Below are 16,564 nucleotides of genomic sequence, written 5' to 3'. Positions count from 1 at the left end.
ACAGCGCGAGGCTTAGGGCGGCTGACACCACACAGAAGGTGCAGAAGGCCCTGATCTCGAACACCAGCAGCCCCATCAGCACCATGCTGAAGACGGCCATGCCGCTGCTGGTGAAGAACAGAGCCCAGCGATTGCCCTCCGAGGCAGGGGCCCGCAGACCTCCTCGCAGCAACGGCATCAGGGCCAGCAGGAGCACCGTGCCGTAGGCCAGGAACCCAAAGAGTGAAAGTGGCTGGCCCAGCAGCGTGCCCCAGGCGCTGCCGAGCACCTTGTCGCAGCCATCGCTACCGCCCGGACAGGACAGGCTGCCGATCCAACCCCAGCGCTTGGCGGTGATCGAGCCGGTATCGATCATGCCGATCGTGGCGAGCACGGCCATGGTGAGGCGCACCCAGGGCCGGCCTGGCTCCTGGCCGACCCGACGGCTGGAGAGAGGCTTGGTTCGCGTAGCGCTGCTCACAGGGGGAGAGAACGGCTGAGATACGGCCATTGAAAAGCCTGAAGTGGCTTCAGGGTCAAGGGCCTAGCGTTGCGCCAGGGAGGCTTGTCCGCCCGACTTGCCAACCCAAGGGGATGAATCCATGCAGATCGGCGAGTTGGCACGGTCCACCGGGGTGAAGATCGAAACCATCCGCTATTACGAACGCGAGCACTTACTGCCGGTGCCACAGCGCACCGATGGCAACTACCGCCTCTATTCGCCGCGGCATGTGGAGCAGTTGCGCTTCATCCGCTTTTGCCGCAGCCTTGACATGAGCCTGGAGGAGGTCCGCATCCTGATCGGGGCGCGGGACGCACCAGCCGGGAGCTGCCGGACAGTGAACACCTTGCTGGACGAGAAGATGGCCGAGGTTGATGCGCGGCTCGATGAACTGCGCCAGCTACAGCATCAGTTGCGGAACCTCAGAGGGCTTTGTCCGCAACCTGATCAGGTGAAGACCTGCGGCATCCTCATGGAATTGAACCGTTCGGCTGGAATCGACAAGGCTCAGATCTGATCATTTCCGACCAGGCTCAGCCCTTGATCTTGCCAAGCATGGGTGTGCGGAGAAGCCGCAGGCCATTGGCGATCACGATCAAGCTGGTGCCCATGTCCGCGAAGACCGCCATCCACATCGTGGCATTCCCGGCCACGGTGAGCACCAGAAAAATGGCCTTGATTCCCAGCGCCAGCGCAATGTTCTGGCGCAGAATGCGGAAGGTGCGGCGAGAGAGGGCGATCGTTTCCGGTATGCGCATCAGATCGTCGTTCATGATCACCACATCGGCGGCTTCGATAGCGATGTGGGTGCCTGCGGCCCCCATCGCAAAGCCGATGTCCGCCTGGGCCAGTGCTGGCGCATCGTTGATGCCATCGCCAGCCATGGCCGTGAATCCATAGCGGGCCTGCAGATCGGCCACCGCTTCCAGCTTGTCCTGGGGCAGCAGGTTGCTCTTCACCTCATCGATGCCGGCCATGGCCGCAATCGCAACGGCGGTGGCTGCGTTGTCACCGGTGAGCATCACCGGCGTGACGCCCAGGGCCCGCAGGGACTCCATGGCCGCTGCTGAGTTGGGCCGAACGGTGTCGGCGACTGCGATCATGGCAAGCACGCCGCTTTGATCCGCCAGCAGGCTGAGCGAGCGCCCCTGGCGCTCGTGCACCTGCATCGAAGCTTCCAGTGCGCTGGAGCAGAGCCCCAGCTCTTCGATCCAGCGGTGGTTGGCCAGCATCAACGGCCGCCCTGCGATCACTCCACGCACCCCGCGCCCCGGTAGCGCTTCGAAGCCCTCCACAGCCAGCCTCTCGCCATCAAGGCCTGCAGCTATCGCCCGCGACACCGGGTGGTCGGAGCGCTCCGCCAGGCTGCTGGCCAGCTGTTTGAGGATGCCAACGTCTGACGCTTCTTGCTGAGAGGAAAAAGCCACCAACTTGGGCTGCCCCAGGGTGATCGTGCCGGTCTTGTCGAGGGCCAACACCTTGATCTTGCGAGCCTCCTCGATGTAAAGGCCACCTTTGATGATGATGCCGCGACGGGCGGCAGTGGCCAGGCCGCTCACCACCGTGACTGGGGTGGCGATCACCAGCGCGCAGGGGCAGGCGATCACCAGCAGCACAAGGGCCTTGTAGATCGCCTGGAGTGGGGTGAACCCCAGCAAGGGTGGCGCCAGCAAGGCAACGGCCAGGGCCACCACGAACACCGCCGGGGTGTAGCGGGCCGCAAAGCGATCGACGAAGCGCTGGATCGGGGCGCGGGAGGCCTGGGCTTCCTCCACGGCCTGAATGATGCGCGCCAGGGTACTGAGCGAGGCGGGCGCCGTCACCTGGATCTCGAGGGCTCCGCCCTGGTTGATCGTGCCCGCAAACACCGCATCGCCTGGGCCTTTGTCGACCGGCAAGCTTTCGCCGGTGATCGGGGCTTGATCGATCGCACTCACGCCGGAAAGCACAGTGCCATCAAGCGGCAGTCGCTCACCAGGACGGACCCTCACCACATCTCCGATGGCAGCGGCACGGGCGGCCAAGCGTTGCCAGCGACCGTCGCTTTGGCGGATCTCCGCCTCCTCGGGGGCCAGCGCCATCAGGCTGGTGATCGCCTGGCGGGCCCGCTCCACCGCCCGCGCTTCGATCGCCTCTGCGATGGCATAGAGCGCCATCACCATGGCGGCTTCTGGGAAGCGGCCGATCAGGAAGGCGCCTGTGACAGCCACGCTCATCAGCGCATTGATGTTGAGCCGTCCCTGGCGCAGAGCCGCGAGACCCTTTCGAAACACGGAGAAGCCCGCCAGGGCGATCGCGGCGATGGCGATCCCGATCTCCAGCAGCTCATGCCCCGGGTAGGCGGGAACGACCAGATGCAGCAGCTCCCCCGTGAGCGCCAGCGCCAGGGAGCCCGCCAGGCGTAGACGTTCGTGGCGCCGTTCAGCGCGGGTTTGGGCGGCGGATGGCCGCTGATCGGGGCTGATCGGCTCCGGGTTGAGTCCCAGCCGGCGGATCGCAGCAAGGGCGGAGTTGAGCGCGGCCGCTTCGGCATCGATCGCCAGAATGCGCTCGGCCAGCAGGAACCTCAGGCCGCGGATGCCTTCAACAACAGAGAGGGCATGGCGGATTTCGCCTTCCTCGGTGGCGCAATCCATCGCGCTGATCCGAAACAGCGCTTCTTTGGCACTTGCCGTCTGCGGCTGGAGCTCCGTGGTGGCTCGGGCCTTCTGCTCGCTGGTTCCGCTGCTGCAGCAATGATCCGCCATGGTCCTGTCATCCAGACCCCAGCAAACAGCCTGTAGTTACTTCAGGGTCAAGGGTCTGGGCGGCGCCTGGTGCTCGCCGTGTGTTGATCAACGCAGCTGAGGGCACTCCCGATCCCGCAACTCCTGATTCAGCCCATCGGCTTGCCGGGTCAGCCTGGCTCCAGCCGCCGTGTAAAACCTGAACTGCTGGCGGTTGACGTATAAAACCCGCTGGCTGCGCAGCAGCTGTTCTTCCGCCTTGTGGCGGCACTCGATCAGGGCCTGGTAGTCGATGGTCAGCTCGTTGCGGTCGTTGGCATTGGCCCCATCGGCCTGCTGGCTGAGGAGCGGGCAGATTCGTTCGCGGATGGTTCGAACCAGGGCGATTTCAGCCTTCATGGCCTGCTCGGCCAGGGCATTGCGTTGATCCAGCAGGTTCCGACACGCCTCCAATTCAGCCGCCAGCACCGGAGATGCCAGCCAGCAGCAGGCCAGCGAGAGGGTCAGGACGTGGCGCATAAACGGATCGGTTGGTTGCCTGCGCCTGTGGCTGCTATAGCCGTGATCCTTCTGAAACTGCGGCATCAGTGCATCATCCTGTGGCTGAGGGCCTCACAGGGACCCTCAGCTGCCCTGGCCATCGATCTGCAGCCCGCCGCCGTCAGCCCAGGACCTGAGTGTTGAAGTGGTGATAGTTGTGAACGATGCGCCCCGGGAAATCCTGGAAGTTCACGCGACAGTGTCAGGCGACAGCAAAAACTGGCCTCCCTCTGCGAGCCACCACAGACCAGGGCCAGCGCGTAACCCATGCAGTACTCACCTCTGGAGCCGTGCTCCCGGGACGCGGCGCTGTGCGGCCTCCCACATCTGGCGCCCTGGTACTGGCGGATGTGGCGCCAGTGCTGGCCGGAACCAGACCACATCTGCAAGTCCAAATGCACCCCTTTGCTGATGTCGTCGCCGTGGCCGTCTCCCAGCCCCGCTCCCATGGCACCCGGCGGCCGGGGCCAGTCTCCGCAGAAAACCCTGGCATCTACGAGGAGTGGCACTATCTCAATGACAAGTAGCTGGTGTGGCGCAACGGCAAGGCATGCATGACCTGCCACTTCTTCCGGCACCACGCTGGGGTGAACTGCATCCAGGTGCTCACCTGCCAACTGCACCAGGGGCTGATCGCCCATGGCGAGCACCTCACCAGCCGCTGCCAGGGCTGGACGGAGGACATGACCCGTCAGCGGGGCTGGGCGCCGGAAGTGGCATGACAGCTGCTGCCAGCCGGCGGCCACCGCTCACCCCCAAGGAGGGTTGGCTGATCCAGGGCGGCCAGGTGCTGCACTTTCGCCCGACTCGCTGGGAGCGCACCTATCAACGGCTGGAGATCACCACCGGCGAGTTGCTTCCCGATCAAGAGATCCCGCTGCTGAAGTCACGGCGAGAGCTGAGCCGAGCTGAGGCCCTAAAGCTCTGGGCTGAGAAGCGCAAGGCGGGCTGGTGTCCCTGCAGCCTTCATTGGTGATGGTCACGTGGAGCCCAATCTGAGGAAGCAGAGGAGTTGATGTTTTGGGGTTGTGCCTAAACCTCAGGACTGTGGCGTTATCGCGACGTACCGGATTCGTTCCGACATGACTACAGCCTGCGGGGCCAACAGCTGGGCATCGACTCTGGAAGTGTGGCTCTGAGCATGGGGCACTCGCTGGAGGTGCACCTGCGCAGCTATCCATGGGCCTCAGGACGGGGAGCGGCAGCAAGCATGAGCAGTTCGATGGGCTGTCTACGAAGCGATGCAAGGTGCTGTTGGTTCGGCAGAGACAGCAGCAACCGACAGAAAGTTCTGGTGGCTGCAAGCGCTGGTTATGCCGCATCGCGGCTTGGCGAACTTACCCTTTCGGCTAGCTCGTGAGCGATCACAAAATGTTGTCCGGGCATCGGTCCGATCGAGAACTCGCCCGCAAAAAGCCTTTCGAGCAGTCGGAGCGATCGGTGGTAAACGAATGTCGAGGTTTGCACTCCAAAGAGCTCAGGCCCGAAGAGGATCAGTGGCAGCTCCGCCATCAAATAGTTGACCGCGCGCAAGCGGTCTTGATCGCTCAGATGATGACCGTCTCGCCGCCTGTTTTCGAGAACCTCATCAGTTGCCGCAAGACATTCCCTTTGAAATTCACTGTCGGTGGCGAATGCGGTGCGGCAACGTCCTTCAGCAGCGACATAGTTATCATGCTGAGCAACTAAAGACCACGGAATAAGGCTGATCCGGTTGCTGACATTATCAACAACCTCTCGAGCGCGACCAATCTTGTTGTTGAGGTACCGCAATTGTCGCTTGGTCTTATATGATGCCTCGTCGGGGGAGTAGCCACCCGCTTCCAATGTCCACGCGGTTGGGGTGTCGGGAACGAACACACCGACAAGATCAAAATGTCCGTTGGCCCATACCAGTAACTCGGCAAGTCGATTCTCGCTATAATAACTATTAAATGGGCTGGTTCCGACAACAACATGGAAGCGCTCCCCGTGATCTGGCAAACACCGAACTAAATTGGACTTGTCGAGGAAAGCCGCCGCATTGCCGTAGGAGGAGAAGACACACCCCTCGCCGGGGCGCGGACGGATGACCATGCTGCAGCCGGGACACTTATGGCACACAATGCACACTGAAAGCGCAATGCTCTTTGAGATCCGGGTTCTGCATTGAGGACAGACCATCTCTGATATGAACGACGTTTCCATGTTTATGTTTATACCTTCGCCGAGTGATGTAGTTTCTCTGGTGTCATGCTCTGCTCAGTTGCAAGGCTTGGCTTGGCATTGGAGGGTGCAGCCAGCGGAACAGAAATTTCCATTGCCACCCGCCAGCCCGCTCCAATCCCGCCACCGCATGAATGCACTTCATCCATCGGCGCAGGAGACGCCTAGCACCTGCCGGCGCTTGAGGTGAGACGTCATGGCTGCAGCTCAAGGAATCTGGCGGGAGAAGACGCTGGTGCGGCCCGTAGAGGAGAACGCCAGAACGCTGTAAGGCTCTGAGGCAGTGGTGGATTCCATCCCTGGGGAGCCAAGGACCATCCCCGGTACGGCGAGTCCCGCCACTGGCGGTCGACTCCGCAGCAGCCGCTTCACATCAGCGGCCGGAACGTGCCCCTCAAGTACGTACCCCGCCACCTTGGCGGAATGGCAGGAGGCCAGGCGGGTGGGGACTCCCAGCCGGCGCCGGACGACGTCGACATCGGTGATAACAGCATCGTTCACCTGGAAGCCGTTGGCGCGCATGTGCTGCACCCAGCCCTTGCAGCAACCGCAGCTGGCCGATCGATAGGAGGTGATGGGCGGCAAGGGGGCGACTTGCGCCCCCTGAACGAGGGAATCGGCCCCTGCGGTGGCCACGGCGACGGCGCCGATCCCCAGCAGGACTCCAAGACGCTGGGGAAAACGGTGGAAGGACTCGTGGTTCATGTTCAGATCGCTGCAGCTGATCTCAAGTTAGAGGCTCCTGTCAGGGGGAGAGTCAAGACCCCTTGAATCACGCCATCGACCGGCGCAGATTTGCTGCTCCCTTGGCCCTTGACTCTCCTGTCAAGTGGAGACCATACCGTTAGGAGGTCCCACCTTGCCGCCATGTACCCATTCCGCTTCACCGCCACCTTGATCGGTCTGGCCTCTGCTCTCAGCGTGGCGGCTCCTGCCCTGGCCCAGATGCCCGGTGGCATGAATCACGAAGGGCACCAGGGCATGCCAGGGATGATGAACATGCCTGGGATGTCTGCTCCGGCCGGATCCGCCCCGGCCCATGCCGGCCACGCCCACGACGTGGGCCCGGCCGGTGCCACCTACGACCTGCGCTTCATCGACGGGATGGTGCAGCACCACACCGGCGCGCTGCGGATGAGCGAATTCGTCTTCGGCATCGGTTCCCCTGGTCTCGGTGCTCTGGGCAACACGATCTGGCGCGATCAAGCCAACGAGATCCGGGCCATGGGCCTCTGGCGCAAGGCCTGGTACCCCCAGGCGCCCGTCTATCCCGTGGCCCTGGCCCAAGGAGGCGATCCCAACAGCCTCGCTGGCCTGGCGCGCATGAGCCAGGCCCAGATCGATGGCATGCGGATGATGGGCGAGCTCCCCACCAAGGAGAACAGGGTGGTGTGGTTCCTCGAGGGCATGCTTGAGCACCACGCCGGGGCGCTGATGATGGCCCACGACGCCCTGGCCAAGAGCACTAACACCACAATCCGGCGCTTTGCTCGCGGCGTGATCGTGGCCCAGCGCGACGAGATCATTGAACTGCGCAGGATGCTGGCTGTGGAGGGATTGCGCAAGCCGGAGTACTTCAAGTACGACGCGCTGTTCCGTCTTTGAGCGAAAACCTGTTTAAACCAGCTTTAGCAAGCCCCATGGATCTGGAGCAGGAAGGATGAACGCTTCGACGAGCTGCAAGGAACACGACCATCACCACATGCCCCCCGGCAGTCACGGCCCGCCGCCCAACGGCGGCGGCAAAGGCATGGCCAAGGATCCCATCTGCGGCATGGTGGTTCCCAGGGCCACAGCCCTCAGCACCCAGCGCGGCGGCCGCGACTACTACTTCTGCAGCCAGAGTTGCCTGCAGACCTTCCAGAATCCCGACCGGGAATTGCGCGTGATGCGCCGTCGCGTGGGCTTCGTGATCGGCGGGGTGCTGGCGCTGGCGCTGTTCCGGGCCGGGGCCTTCATCGCCCTGGCCGCTGGGGTGAGTCTGGTGTCGTGGGCTCCAGTGTCCTTCATGCCCTGGATGAGCTGGGGGAAGTGGCTGTTCTTGCTCGCCACCCCGGTGCAGTTCATCGGTGGCTGGTCGTTCTATACCGGGGCCTGGGCTGCCCTGAAGCGCCGCGCCCTCAACATGGACGTGCTGATCGCCCTGGGCACCTCAGTCGCCTACTTCTACAGCGTGGTGGTGGTCTTTGCGCCCACCTGGCTGCCGGTTGGCGTCAGTGAACGGGACGTCTACTTCGAAGTCTCGGCGGTGGTGATTGCCTTCGTGCTGATGGGCAAGTACATGGAGGAGATCATCAAGAAACGCTCCTCAGCCGCCGTACGCAAGCTGCTCGACCTCCAACCCGCCACGGCCACGGTGATCCGCGACGGCATGGAGATGACCGTGCCCGCCGATGCCATCGACACCGGCGAAACTGTTCTGGTGCGGCCGGGCGAGAAAATCCCCGCCGATGGGGTGGTGCTGGATGGCAGCTCCTCGGTGGACGAATCCTTGCTCACCGGTGAATCCCTGCCGGTGGCCAAACAGGCCGGTGCCGAACTGATCGGTGGCACGGTGAATGGGTCGGGGCTGCTCCGTTTTCAGGCCAGCCGGGTGGGATCCGACACTGCCCTGGCCCAGATCGTGCACATTGTGGAGGAGGCCCAGGCCAGCACCGCCAGCGTGCAACGCCTGGCCGATCAGGTCACCGGCTGGTTTGTTCCAGCCGTGGTGTTGATCGCCTTCGCGGCGTTTGCCCTCTGGACCCTGGCAGGCCAGTTCAGCAGTGGTCTGCTGGCCTTCATTGCCGTGCTGGTGATCTCCTGCCCCTGTGCCCTCGGCATCGCCACCCCAGCAGCCCTGATGGTGGGGGTGGGCAAGGCCGCTGAGCAGGGCATCCTGATCCGCAGCGGCGAGGTGCTGGAGCGGGCCGAGAAGCTCACCACCGTGGTCTTCGACAAGACCGGCACGCTCACCTTGGGCAAGCCGGTGCTCACCGATCTGGAGCCCCTGGCAAGCCATTCGGAGCAGGAAGTGCTTCAGCTCGCAGGTTCCCTGGAGCATGGCTCAGAACATCCCCTGGCGGCGGCGATTGCCGAGGCCGTTGCAGAGCGCCATCTGGAGCTGTTGCCGCTGGAGCAGTTTGCGGCCCAGGTGGGTGAGGGCATCACCGCCAAAGAGGGCGGGGACGTCGTCTGGTTTGGCAACCGTTCCCTGGCGAGCCGCTTCCTGCCCCGGCTTCCCGAACCTGTGGAGGGCCAGCTCGCTGGGCTCGAGGCCCAGGGGAAAACGGCCATGGTGCTTGGGCGCGCCGATCAGATCCTTGGGGTGATCGCCGTGGCCGATACGGTCAGGCCCGAGGCCGAGCAGGCCGTGGCCCTGCTGCGGCGCCGTGGGGTGCGGGTGATCATGCTCAGCGGCGACAACAGCACCACCGCAGAGTCGATTGCCGCCCAGGTGGGGATCACCGAGGTGATCGCCGAGGTCCGGCCAGCCGACAAGGCCGGAACGATCAAGTCCCTGCAGTTGGATGGGCAGAACGTGGCCATGGTGGGCGATGGCGTCAATGACGCCCCGGCCCTGGCCACTGCCAACATCGGCATCGCCATCGGCTCCGGTTCGGATGTGGCCAAGGAAGCTGGTGACATCATCTTGATGGGCAACGACGTGCGGCTGGTCGTGACCGCTATCGGCCTTTCGCGGGCCACCATGCGCAAGATCCGCCAGAACCTCTTCTGGGCCTTCATCTACAACGGGATCGGCATCCCGATTGCCGCCTTTGGTTGGCTCAATCCAATGATCGCCGGGGCGGCCATGGCCCTCAGTTCGCTCTCGGTGATCGTCAACTCGTCGCTGTTGCGGCGCTACCGAGCGGCCTGATCATCGGTGCTTTCGTCCCAGGCCGTCCCCGTTTACGAGATTCGATGGCTGATCCCACCTTCTTTTCAAGCTGGTCACCACGCCGCCGGTCCCGGTGGGTGATCTATGGCTTTCTACTGGTGGCGGCCTTCTACCTGCTGCTGGAGCACACAGCGCACACCCTTGGTGCGCTTCCCTTCCTGGTGTTTCTGGCCTGCCCGCTGATGCACCTCTTCATGCATGGCGTCCATGGGCATGGCCATCACGACGCCCCGGAGGGGCCGGACTCGCCATCGACCCCTACCCCCAAGTCGTGATGAACCAAAGTGAAGCCCCGGCCTATGGCCTCTGGGGACTGGCGGTGGTGAATGCCGCTGTTTTCAGCTTCTTTGCCTTCAGTTTTTTCAAACCCAAGACGCCGCGTGACTGGCGCAGCTTTGGTGCATTCAGCGCCTTCCTGGTGGCCTTGTTTGCCGAGATGTATGGGTTTCCACTGACGATCTACCTCCTCTCCGGCTGGCTTGGGAGTCGCTATCCATCCGTGAACTGGCTCTCCCATGATGCGGGGCATCTATTGGAAACGTTGTTTGGCTGGCGTGTCAATCCTCATTTAGGACCCTTCCATATCGCCAGTTTTGTGCTGATCGGTGCTGGCTTCATGCTCATTACCAGGGGCTGGGATCTGCTTTATGCCGCCCAGCAAAAGCATGAACTGGCGACAACCGGCATCTATGCGCGTCTGCGTCACCCCCAGTACCTGGGCTTCATTCTGGTGATGACAGGATTCCTGCTGCAGTGGCCCACTTTGCTCACCCTGGCGATGTATCCAGTGCTGGTGGTGATGTACCTGCGCCTGGCAAAGCAAGAGGAGCGGGAGGTTGTGCTCGAGTTTGGAGATCGTTATCGAGCCTATCTTTCGTCTGTGCCGGGCTTCCTTCCCTGGCGGCATCGCCATGGCTGAGAGGAGCAGTATCGGTGTGTCGTATGCACCAGGGTTCAATGAATAGATTGGCGGAGCGAAGGCTTGTGTTCAAGAAAAATGCGCCAATTCTCGCTGCACCAGAAACAAATCTATTTCTCTTTGCCTTTCTGCTCAACTTCGTTTACGAGGTTTGGCAGTCTCCGTTTTACGAGTTCTACGCAAGTCCATCATTGGGCGACAAAATTATTGACTTAACTCACTGCGCCTTTGGCGATGCGGTCATCATTCTGTTCAGCAGTTGGGTCGTGAGTGCATTGATGCGTTCGCGGTACTGGCTGCTGACCCCAACCTGGAAATTGACATTCCTGTTTACCAGTATCGGCCTGCTGATCACTCTTGCGATCGAAACCTACCGAGTCAATGTTTCTAAAGCCTATGGAGTGCCGGTACTGGCAGTGCCCATCCTAGGCATGAGTGCACTTGCCGTCATTCAATGGATTGTCTTGCCTGCAATCATTCTCTATCTGGCTCGCCGTCACATGTTGGGATATTCAGGGCAGGGTCTGCAATAGCCCAGGCATCGTTCGCGGCTCTTGCTCATTTCTTATGGTACTCGGTGGGGAATTGCCTTTGAAAGCACAGTTGACGTGACCCCTTCAGTCGTTCAGTAGCTACGAAAGCTGTTGGGTCGCTTCACTGCCATCGGCTCAGTGAGCTGATGACCAGAAACTCATCAACAGATTCTGGTCAGAGATTAGACAGTCTGATTGCAAGCATTCCGAAGGGGTTATGGCCTTTGAGCTCTTTGTGGTCGTTGCGTGTCATGCTCAGATTCTTCGTTGATACCCTCTTGCCTGGCGTCCTGATCAGACGGGTGGCGGGCTGTGTTTCCTCCCGCTCCGGCGCCCCAGCAACAAACCAATCCCAGAGCCGGCGATGAACAGGGTGAGTACGCCGAGGACCGTTGAGTAGTAAGGCTGCAGATTGAGGGCACCGAAGTTCCCCGTGTGCAGTTTGATCAGCCAGAAGGCCTCGATCCCCTGTGCCGAGAGGGCCCCATAGAGCGAACCGGAGAGGGCCGTAAGCAGGAGCGGGACCGCCGCCAGGGGCACGAGGCTGCGGTGCAGCCTGCGGAACAGATGGTGGTGGCGGCTCACTCGTTCTGAAGGGCCTTGTGCAGCACCTGCTCACTGGCGCAGGGCATCCACAGGGAGCCCATCGCAAAAGCGCCCTTGCATTTGAGTTCGGCGGCGCGTTGCTCCGCCTCCTGCTTGGTCTTGAACATGCCCTTCATGTGCGCCGCAGCGGGTGCGGTGGTGAGGAGCGGGGCGAAGGCCGCTGCTGCCAGGGCAACCAGCAGGGCCCATCGATGGCATGGCAGAAGTGGGCTGGAGTTGCGCTGGTTCATCGGGAGGTCGCGGGGAGGGTCAGAGCAAGAATCAGAGCTGGGAAAGAAAACGGTGGACTCACTTCTCCTTTGAGACGGCCTTTTGATAGACATCAAAGTCCTGACAGGGCATCCAGTCCTTGCCCATCGCAAAGGCGCCGCTGCACTTCAGTTCCTTGGCTCGCTGTTCAGCTGCGGCCTTGCTCGGGAACATGTCGTTGGCCTGGGCGCGGGCGGCGCCGGGGGCCAGGGCAACGCCTGCCGAGAGGAGTAGTGCCAGAGCGATGGGGTTCACGGAATGCCGGAAGAACGAGGTGAACACCAGCTTAGAGTCTCCCCACAGCAGGAGAGTCAAGCCCATGGCAGCTGTTGGCATGAAGACCGGCATGAAGATCGGAGCACTGGCCGGCCGCAGTGGCCTGCCGGTCAAGACCCTGCGCTACTACGAGGACCTGGGCCTGCTGCCGGCGATCGGCCGCAGCGAAGGCGGTTACCGCCTGTTCGCAGAACAGAGCCTGCAACGCCTGGAGTTCATCCGCAAGCTCAAGACCCTCGGGCTCAGCCTGGAGGAGATCCAGGACTGCCTGGCCGTGCACGATGCCGGTGAGCTGCCCTGCGGAGATATTGCGATCCAGCTGGAATGCCAGATCGAGCGGATTGATGGCCAGATCAAGGAGCTGCGCCAGCTCCGAAAGGAACTGCAGGGCCTGCTGGCCGGCTGGCAGAGCGATCCCGCCAAGGATGACGCGGTGATCTGCCCCAATCTTCACGTCTGAGGGCTGAGCGTGACGTTCGGCCCGCAGGGAACGAATGGGCACCGATTCGATGAAGCCATGACCCAATGGCGCGTTCAGCTCCCTGCTGCGTGCCCATGCTGAGTGCAGGCACAAGCAAGGGAGAGAACTGATGGGCCAACACCTGGCTACGTTTGACCGGACACGTTCGGTGGCACTCAGGCTCGCGGCTGCTGCAGGGCTGGGAGCGCTCGTTCTGTCGCTGGGGGCTCCAGCGCGCTCAGTGCCGCCCCAGGTGGTGGCCCAAGCCGGAAGCGGGATGGGAATGGGGCGGAGCGGTCCGGGACGGATGGGCTCCCAAACGATGGATCAGCACTTCATCGTGATGATGATTCCTCACCATGACGGGGCGATCGCCATGGCGGATCTTGCCCTCACCCGCGCGCGCAAGCCCGAGATCAAGGCCCTGGCCCGCAGCATCAAGGCCAGCCAGACGCAGGAGAACGCCCAGATGCGGACCTGGTACCGGCAGTGGTTCGGCGGCGACGTTCCCAGCTGGACGACCGCAGGAGCCATGGGCATGGGCGGCATGGGCATGGGGATGGGAGGTGCCATGGGTATGGGAGGTGCCATGGGTATGGGTGGTGGCATGGGTATGGGTGGTGGCATGGGTATGGGCACGAGCCTGGCCGCCCTTAAGAACGCCGCCGATTTCGATCGGGCCTTCATCGAGCAGATGATTCCCCACCACCGCATGGGCGTGATGATGGCTTCGATGGCCCAGACCAACAGCCAGCATCCGCAACTGCGCGCAATGCAACAGGCCATGGTGAAGGCCCAGAGCCAGGAGATCGAGCAAATGGCCCAGTGGTACCGGCAGTGGTTCGGTGGCTCAGGCAGCTGAGCCCTTGCGGCAGCCGCAGGCCCGCGAAGCGGTAGTTGAAGCGCAGCGGGCCTAAGCGGGTAGAGCGGCGGAAACGGAAGCCCATGGTTCAACGACTCTTGACGCAGTAGCTGCCGGATGAATACCAACCCAGGGGACATCCCTTGCCACTCTTCTGGATCGCCTCACGGTCGTTACTGGGGCTGCTGAGGCAGTAGTTGCCAGAGGAATAAAAACCCAGCGGGCAGCCTGCGCCGCTTTTCTCGATGGCGCCGCGACTGTTGCCCCCGGAGCTGGGCACGCAGTAGCCGCCAGAGCTGTAGTAACCAAGCGGGCAGCCTCCAACCTTGGGCAGCGGTTGCACCGGCTGCTGGGCTAGGGCACTTCCTGCCGCCAAAGCTGCAATCGCGCAGGCAAGGAGCAGCCGATTGCGGCCCATCGTCTTGTAAGGCATAGATACAGATTGGCGCAGATCAGCCAGCTGCAACCAAGTCATGCAGGAACAGCATGAAAAGGCTGCCGGTGCAAACTCCGGCAATGGCTAGAAAGTTTCTGCTGGGTGTGGTTGCGTTAACAGCCTTGGCCTGGCCAGCGGACGTAGCTGCTCAGAGCGTCAAGGCCACCGTGGCCTCCATAGGAGATGGCGACACGATCCGGGTACGCCAGGCCGGCAAGGCCCTCACCGTGCGTTTGGCCTGCATCGATGCACCTGAGACCGCTCAGACCCCTTACGGCCAGCAGGCCCGCACGTATTTGCAGCACCGCCTACCGATCGGCCGGGAGGTAAGCCTCAACATCAAGACCACCGATCGCTACGGCCGATCAGTTGCCGAGGTGTTCAGCGGCGTGAACATCAACCTGGCGCTGGTGGAAGACGGTCAGGCTTTTGTGTACCGCCAGTACCTGAGCGGCTGCGATGCCAAGGAGTATCTGGACGCGGAATACCGTGCCAGCCGGCGTCGATACGGTGTCTGGCAGGTGGAGGGCGGCATCAGCCGGCCCTGGGACTTCCGGCGAGGTCGTCACTCTGCCGTCATTCCTGATGGCACCACCCTGGGCGGCCGGCGTTACCGCTGCAGCGAGATCAGCTCCTATGCCAAAGCCCAGGAGCTGCTACGTCAGGGACACAGCTATCTAGATGGCAATGGCGATGGAGAAGCCTGTGAAGCACTCCGCTGACAGTCATCTTTCCCTTATTTCGTGGCTGCACTACTGGTTACTGCGGAAGAAAGCGGAAGCAAAGGTTTGCCTGCTGATGTAGTGGATTGACACAGCATCTGAGTTCGGTATTTTTGAACATCAGGCAAAGATCAGATGCTTACCGGCCCCGAACTGCTCGCCAAGGTCAAGGAGCTAGGCGATGTCTCCAAGTCCGAGCTCGTTCGTGAGTGCGGCTATGTGAGCACCAAAAAAGGTGGCACGGAGCGCCTCAACTTCACCGCTTTCTATGAGGCCCTGCTGAGCGCTAAGGGGGTAAGCCTTGGTGCCGATAGCGCCGGCCGGGGCAAAGGTGGACGCAGCCTTAGCTATGTCGCAACTGTTCAGGGCAACGGCAACCTGCTGGTGGGCAAGGCCTACACAGCCGTGCTCGACCTCAAGCCAGGCGATGAGATCGAGATCAAGCTTGGCCGCAAGCAGATCAAGCTGATTCCTTTGGGCAGCCCAGAAGAGGAGTGAGCAGCTCCTCGGTTGAGCTCCTTGCCGCTCTTCAAGAGAAGCCACCGATCACCAACACAACCAGCTGGCGGAGTTGCTGCAGCTCGGTGGTAGTCACGCAGCATTCGGTGGCATCTGTGATGCGAGTCTTGGCCACACAGGTCAGGTTCTGTGGCAGCAGATAGCTCACCTTCCTGCAGCCGTTGGTGCTGTTGGGTTGGAGCACGTCAGTCAGATCGGCTATAGCCAGCGAGGGGTCGCCAGTCATCGGCACCACCAGCACTGTTGGATAGGCAGGGTCAAACAGCTCGCAGTCCTGCACGACGACAGCTGGCCGTAGCTTGTTGGGCTCCGGAGGCTGAGGCCCGGGGCCGGGTCGTTTGGATCTTTGCGCCAATCAACGGTGATGATCTGCCCAGCCCTCAAGTCCACGCCTGTCTTCAGCGGTCTAGGGGTTCAGGCGTGGCCCAGTCGGCAATGAAGGCACTGGCCTCCGCATCGGTGGCGATGTGCTCTGCCACCGCTTTGCTCTGGGAACGGATCCGTGCCCGCAGCGCATCCATAGCGCTGAGCGAGCTGCTCACCTGCACGATCCGTCGTCCCCCGAGCTGCCTGCGGCGCACGGAGAAGGGAGCCTCAGGCTGTTCAGTGGCGTAATCGGCAGGGGTCATGGCGGCAGGTGGCCTGCGCTGACAACACGGAGCCACAGCTCAACGGTAAGCCCAATCCCACGTTCAAGCTCAGCTGCCTGGGCGTCGCTGAGCCAACGCCAGCATCTCCAGCGCCTGGCCCTGCTGCTCCTGCCGCAGCGCCTCCGGTGCTTCTATGCGTAGGGCTCTGCCTGGGGGAAGAGCCAGCGGCGCAGGGCGCTGCCGCGGGCCAGGATTCAGGGCGGCAGGTCGATCTCCAGCGGATGGTGATGGCTGTCGCCGCTTGGGTTGGGCGTCAGCACCCGGGCCAGCTCAGGATGCACCCAGTCGGCCATGGTGACCTGGGCCGCAGACCTGGGCTCCGCTTGCTTAGCCGGCCGTTCCAGACGGATCTGATCGAGGGAGAAGGTAAGCTGACCCTGGCGAATGGCGGCGTAGGACTCGCTCATGAAAGAGCAGCGCAGGGTCTGCGGCTGATTGCTCTTTCGGCACTGGGCTGTTAGAGCCAGTCCTGGGTCTGGAGGTCATCGCCCAGCTCGATG

General features: G+C 62.4%; 25 protein-coding genes. 13 read left to right on the top strand and 12 right to left on the bottom strand.

The genetic code is table 11. The annotated features are described in order from the left end of the window. A partial coding sequence (locus KBY75_RS08280) for a vitamin K epoxide reductase family protein (RefSeq protein WP_261347315.1) occupies positions 1-379 on the bottom strand: 379 nt, incomplete at its 3' end. Between the two features lie 202 nt (positions 380-581). Between KBY75_RS08280 and cadR the strand changes: the two genes are divergently transcribed. Beyond that, on the top strand, positions 582-998 hold the full coding sequence (gene cadR, locus KBY75_RS08275; RefSeq protein WP_255023560.1) for a Cd(II)/Pb(II)-responsive transcriptional regulator: 417 nt from the start codon (positions 582-584) through the stop codon (positions 996-998). A gap of 16 nt (positions 999-1,014) precedes the next feature. Here the strand turns inward: cadR and KBY75_RS08270 are convergent, their stop codons facing one another. Together KBY75_RS08270 and KBY75_RS08265 are read right to left on the bottom strand one after the other, a co-directional pair. Continuing rightward, positions 1,015-3,228 carry a cation-translocating P-type ATPase gene (locus KBY75_RS08270; RefSeq protein WP_255023559.1) on the bottom strand — a complete coding sequence of 738 codons (2,214 nt, stop codon included), beginning with the start codon at positions 3,226-3,228 and terminating at the stop codon, positions 1,015-1,017. Positions 3,229-3,315: 87 nt separating this feature from the next. Beyond that, positions 3,316-3,726, bottom strand: a complete 411-nt coding sequence (locus tag KBY75_RS08265; RefSeq protein ID WP_254929191.1) for a hypothetical protein — start codon at positions 3,724-3,726, stop codon at positions 3,316-3,318. 311 nt (positions 3,727-4,037) lie between these two features. Between KBY75_RS08265 and KBY75_RS08260 the strand changes: the two genes are divergently transcribed. The 3 genes from KBY75_RS08260 to KBY75_RS08250 are packed head-to-tail and all read left to right on the top strand — an operon-like array spanning position 4,038 to position 4,723. Next, positions 4,038-4,274, top strand: coding sequence for a hypothetical protein (locus KBY75_RS08260; protein WP_255017314.1), 237 nt, complete (start codon positions 4,038-4,040; stop codon positions 4,272-4,274). A 27-nt stretch (positions 4,275-4,301) separates the two neighbouring features. Then, the gene (locus KBY75_RS08255; protein WP_254929190.1) at positions 4,302-4,469 is read left to right on the top strand and encodes a galactose oxidase; all 168 of its coding nucleotides are present in this window, start codon (positions 4,302-4,304) and stop codon (positions 4,467-4,469) included. Further along, on the top strand, positions 4,466-4,723 hold the full coding sequence (locus KBY75_RS08250; protein WP_254929189.1) for a DUF1651 domain-containing protein: 258 nt from the start codon (positions 4,466-4,468) through the stop codon (positions 4,721-4,723). The genes KBY75_RS08255 and KBY75_RS08250 overlap by 4 nt, the downstream gene beginning before the upstream one ends. Before the next feature lie 335 nt (positions 4,724-5,058). On the opposite strand, the gene KBY75_RS08245 is transcribed toward KBY75_RS08250, so the two are convergent. Beyond that, positions 5,059-5,910, bottom strand: a complete 852-nt coding sequence (locus KBY75_RS08245; RefSeq protein ID WP_315858557.1) for a tRNA-dependent cyclodipeptide synthase — start codon at positions 5,908-5,910, stop codon at positions 5,059-5,061. Between the two features lie 249 nt (positions 5,911-6,159). Beyond that, a complete protein-coding gene (locus tag KBY75_RS08240) occupies positions 6,160-6,657 on the bottom strand; it encodes a DUF411 domain-containing protein (protein ID WP_254929187.1) in 498 nt (165 codons plus the stop codon). 162 nt (positions 6,658-6,819) lie between these two features. Between KBY75_RS08240 and KBY75_RS08235 the strand changes: the two genes are divergently transcribed. The 5 genes from KBY75_RS08235 (at position 6,820) to KBY75_RS08215 (ending at position 11,284) form a co-directional block, all read left to right on the top strand. After that, positions 6,820-7,557 (top strand): DUF305 domain-containing protein, encoded by a 738-nt coding sequence (locus KBY75_RS08235; protein ID WP_254929186.1) that lies wholly within the window; start codon positions 6,820-6,822, stop codon positions 7,555-7,557. Positions 7,558-7,612: 55 nt separating this feature from the next. Next, the gene (locus KBY75_RS08230; RefSeq protein WP_254929185.1) at positions 7,613-9,811 is read left to right on the top strand and encodes a heavy metal translocating P-type ATPase; all 2,199 of its coding nucleotides are present in this window, start codon (positions 7,613-7,615) and stop codon (positions 9,809-9,811) included. Positions 9,812-9,855: 44 nt separating this feature from the next. Continuing rightward, complete coding sequence (locus tag KBY75_RS08225; protein WP_254929184.1) at positions 9,856-10,107, top strand: DUF2933 domain-containing protein; 252 nt, start codon at positions 9,856-9,858, stop codon at positions 10,105-10,107. Further along, complete coding sequence (locus KBY75_RS08220; RefSeq protein ID WP_254929183.1) at positions 10,107-10,751, top strand: isoprenylcysteine carboxylmethyltransferase family protein; 645 nt, start codon at positions 10,107-10,109, stop codon at positions 10,749-10,751. The genes KBY75_RS08225 and KBY75_RS08220 overlap by 1 nt, the downstream gene beginning before the upstream one ends. A 65-nt stretch (positions 10,752-10,816) precedes the next feature. Next, positions 10,817-11,284: a hypothetical protein gene (locus KBY75_RS08215; RefSeq protein WP_254929182.1), complete on the top strand. Its 468-nt coding sequence runs from the start codon at positions 10,817-10,819 to the stop codon at positions 11,282-11,284. Between the two features lie 294 nt (positions 11,285-11,578). On the opposite strand, the gene KBY75_RS08210 is transcribed toward KBY75_RS08215, so the two are convergent. The 3 genes from KBY75_RS08210 to KBY75_RS08200 are packed head-to-tail and all read right to left on the bottom strand — an operon-like array spanning position 11,579 to position 12,460. Next, positions 11,579-11,869: a hypothetical protein gene (locus tag KBY75_RS08210; protein ID WP_254929416.1), complete on the bottom strand. Its 291-nt coding sequence runs from the start codon at positions 11,867-11,869 to the stop codon at positions 11,579-11,581. Beyond that, positions 11,866-12,120, bottom strand: a complete 255-nt coding sequence (locus KBY75_RS08205) for a DUF3721 domain-containing protein (protein ID WP_254929415.1) — start codon at positions 12,118-12,120, stop codon at positions 11,866-11,868. Before KBY75_RS08205 ends, KBY75_RS08210 begins: the two co-directional genes overlap by 4 nt. Before the next feature lie 58 nt (positions 12,121-12,178). Then, positions 12,179-12,460 carry a DUF3721 domain-containing protein gene (locus tag KBY75_RS08200; protein WP_255023558.1) on the bottom strand — a complete coding sequence of 94 codons (282 nt, stop codon included), beginning with the start codon at positions 12,458-12,460 and terminating at the stop codon, positions 12,179-12,181. On the opposite strand from KBY75_RS08200, the gene KBY75_RS08195 reads away from it, so the two are divergent. After that, on the top strand, positions 12,459-12,875 hold the full coding sequence (locus KBY75_RS08195; RefSeq protein ID WP_254929413.1) for a heavy metal-responsive transcriptional regulator: 417 nt from the start codon (positions 12,459-12,461) through the stop codon (positions 12,873-12,875). The genes KBY75_RS08200 and KBY75_RS08195 overlap by 2 nt on opposite strands. Positions 12,876-13,182: 307 nt before the next feature. Then, a complete protein-coding gene (locus KBY75_RS08190; protein WP_254929412.1) occupies positions 13,183-13,737 on the top strand; it encodes a DUF305 domain-containing protein in 555 nt (184 codons plus the stop codon). 88 nt (positions 13,738-13,825) lie between these two features. Here the strand turns inward: KBY75_RS08190 and KBY75_RS08185 are convergent, their stop codons facing one another. Then, positions 13,826-14,212, bottom strand: coding sequence for a hypothetical protein (locus tag KBY75_RS08185; protein ID WP_254929411.1), 387 nt, complete (start codon positions 14,210-14,212; stop codon positions 13,826-13,828). Between the two features lie 83 nt (positions 14,213-14,295). On the opposite strand from KBY75_RS08185, the gene KBY75_RS08180 reads away from it, so the two are divergent. Continuing rightward, a complete protein-coding gene (locus KBY75_RS08180) occupies positions 14,296-14,895 on the top strand; it encodes a thermonuclease family protein (protein WP_254929410.1) in 600 nt (199 codons plus the stop codon). A gap of 135 nt (positions 14,896-15,030) precedes the next feature. Next, positions 15,031-15,393, top strand: a complete 363-nt coding sequence (locus KBY75_RS08175) for an AbrB family transcriptional regulator (protein WP_254929409.1) — start codon at positions 15,031-15,033, stop codon at positions 15,391-15,393. 31 nt (positions 15,394-15,424) lie between these two features. Here the strand turns inward: KBY75_RS08175 and KBY75_RS08170 are convergent, their stop codons facing one another. From KBY75_RS08170 to KBY75_RS08160, 3 genes are all read right to left on the bottom strand, one after another. Then, on the bottom strand, positions 15,425-15,769 hold the full coding sequence (locus tag KBY75_RS08170; protein WP_255016835.1) for a type II toxin-antitoxin system PemK/MazF family toxin: 345 nt from the start codon (positions 15,767-15,769) through the stop codon (positions 15,425-15,427). A 43-nt stretch (positions 15,770-15,812) separates the two neighbouring features. After that, positions 15,813-16,043: a hypothetical protein gene (locus KBY75_RS08165; protein ID WP_254929407.1), complete on the bottom strand. Its 231-nt coding sequence runs from the start codon at positions 16,041-16,043 to the stop codon at positions 15,813-15,815. Positions 16,044-16,258: 215 nt separating this feature from the next. After that, complete coding sequence (locus KBY75_RS08160) at positions 16,259-16,471, bottom strand: hypothetical protein (protein ID WP_254929406.1); 213 nt, start codon at positions 16,469-16,471, stop codon at positions 16,259-16,261. Positions 16,472-16,564 lie beyond the last annotated feature (93 nt).

This window comes from Cyanobium sp. T1G-Tous, from assembly GCF_024345455.1.
Lineage (GTDB): Bacteria > Cyanobacteriota > Cyanobacteriia > PCC-6307 > Cyanobiaceae > Cyanobium_A.
Note: the sequence above shows the minus strand (reverse complement) of the source record. Positions and strands in the feature narration are given on the sequence as shown.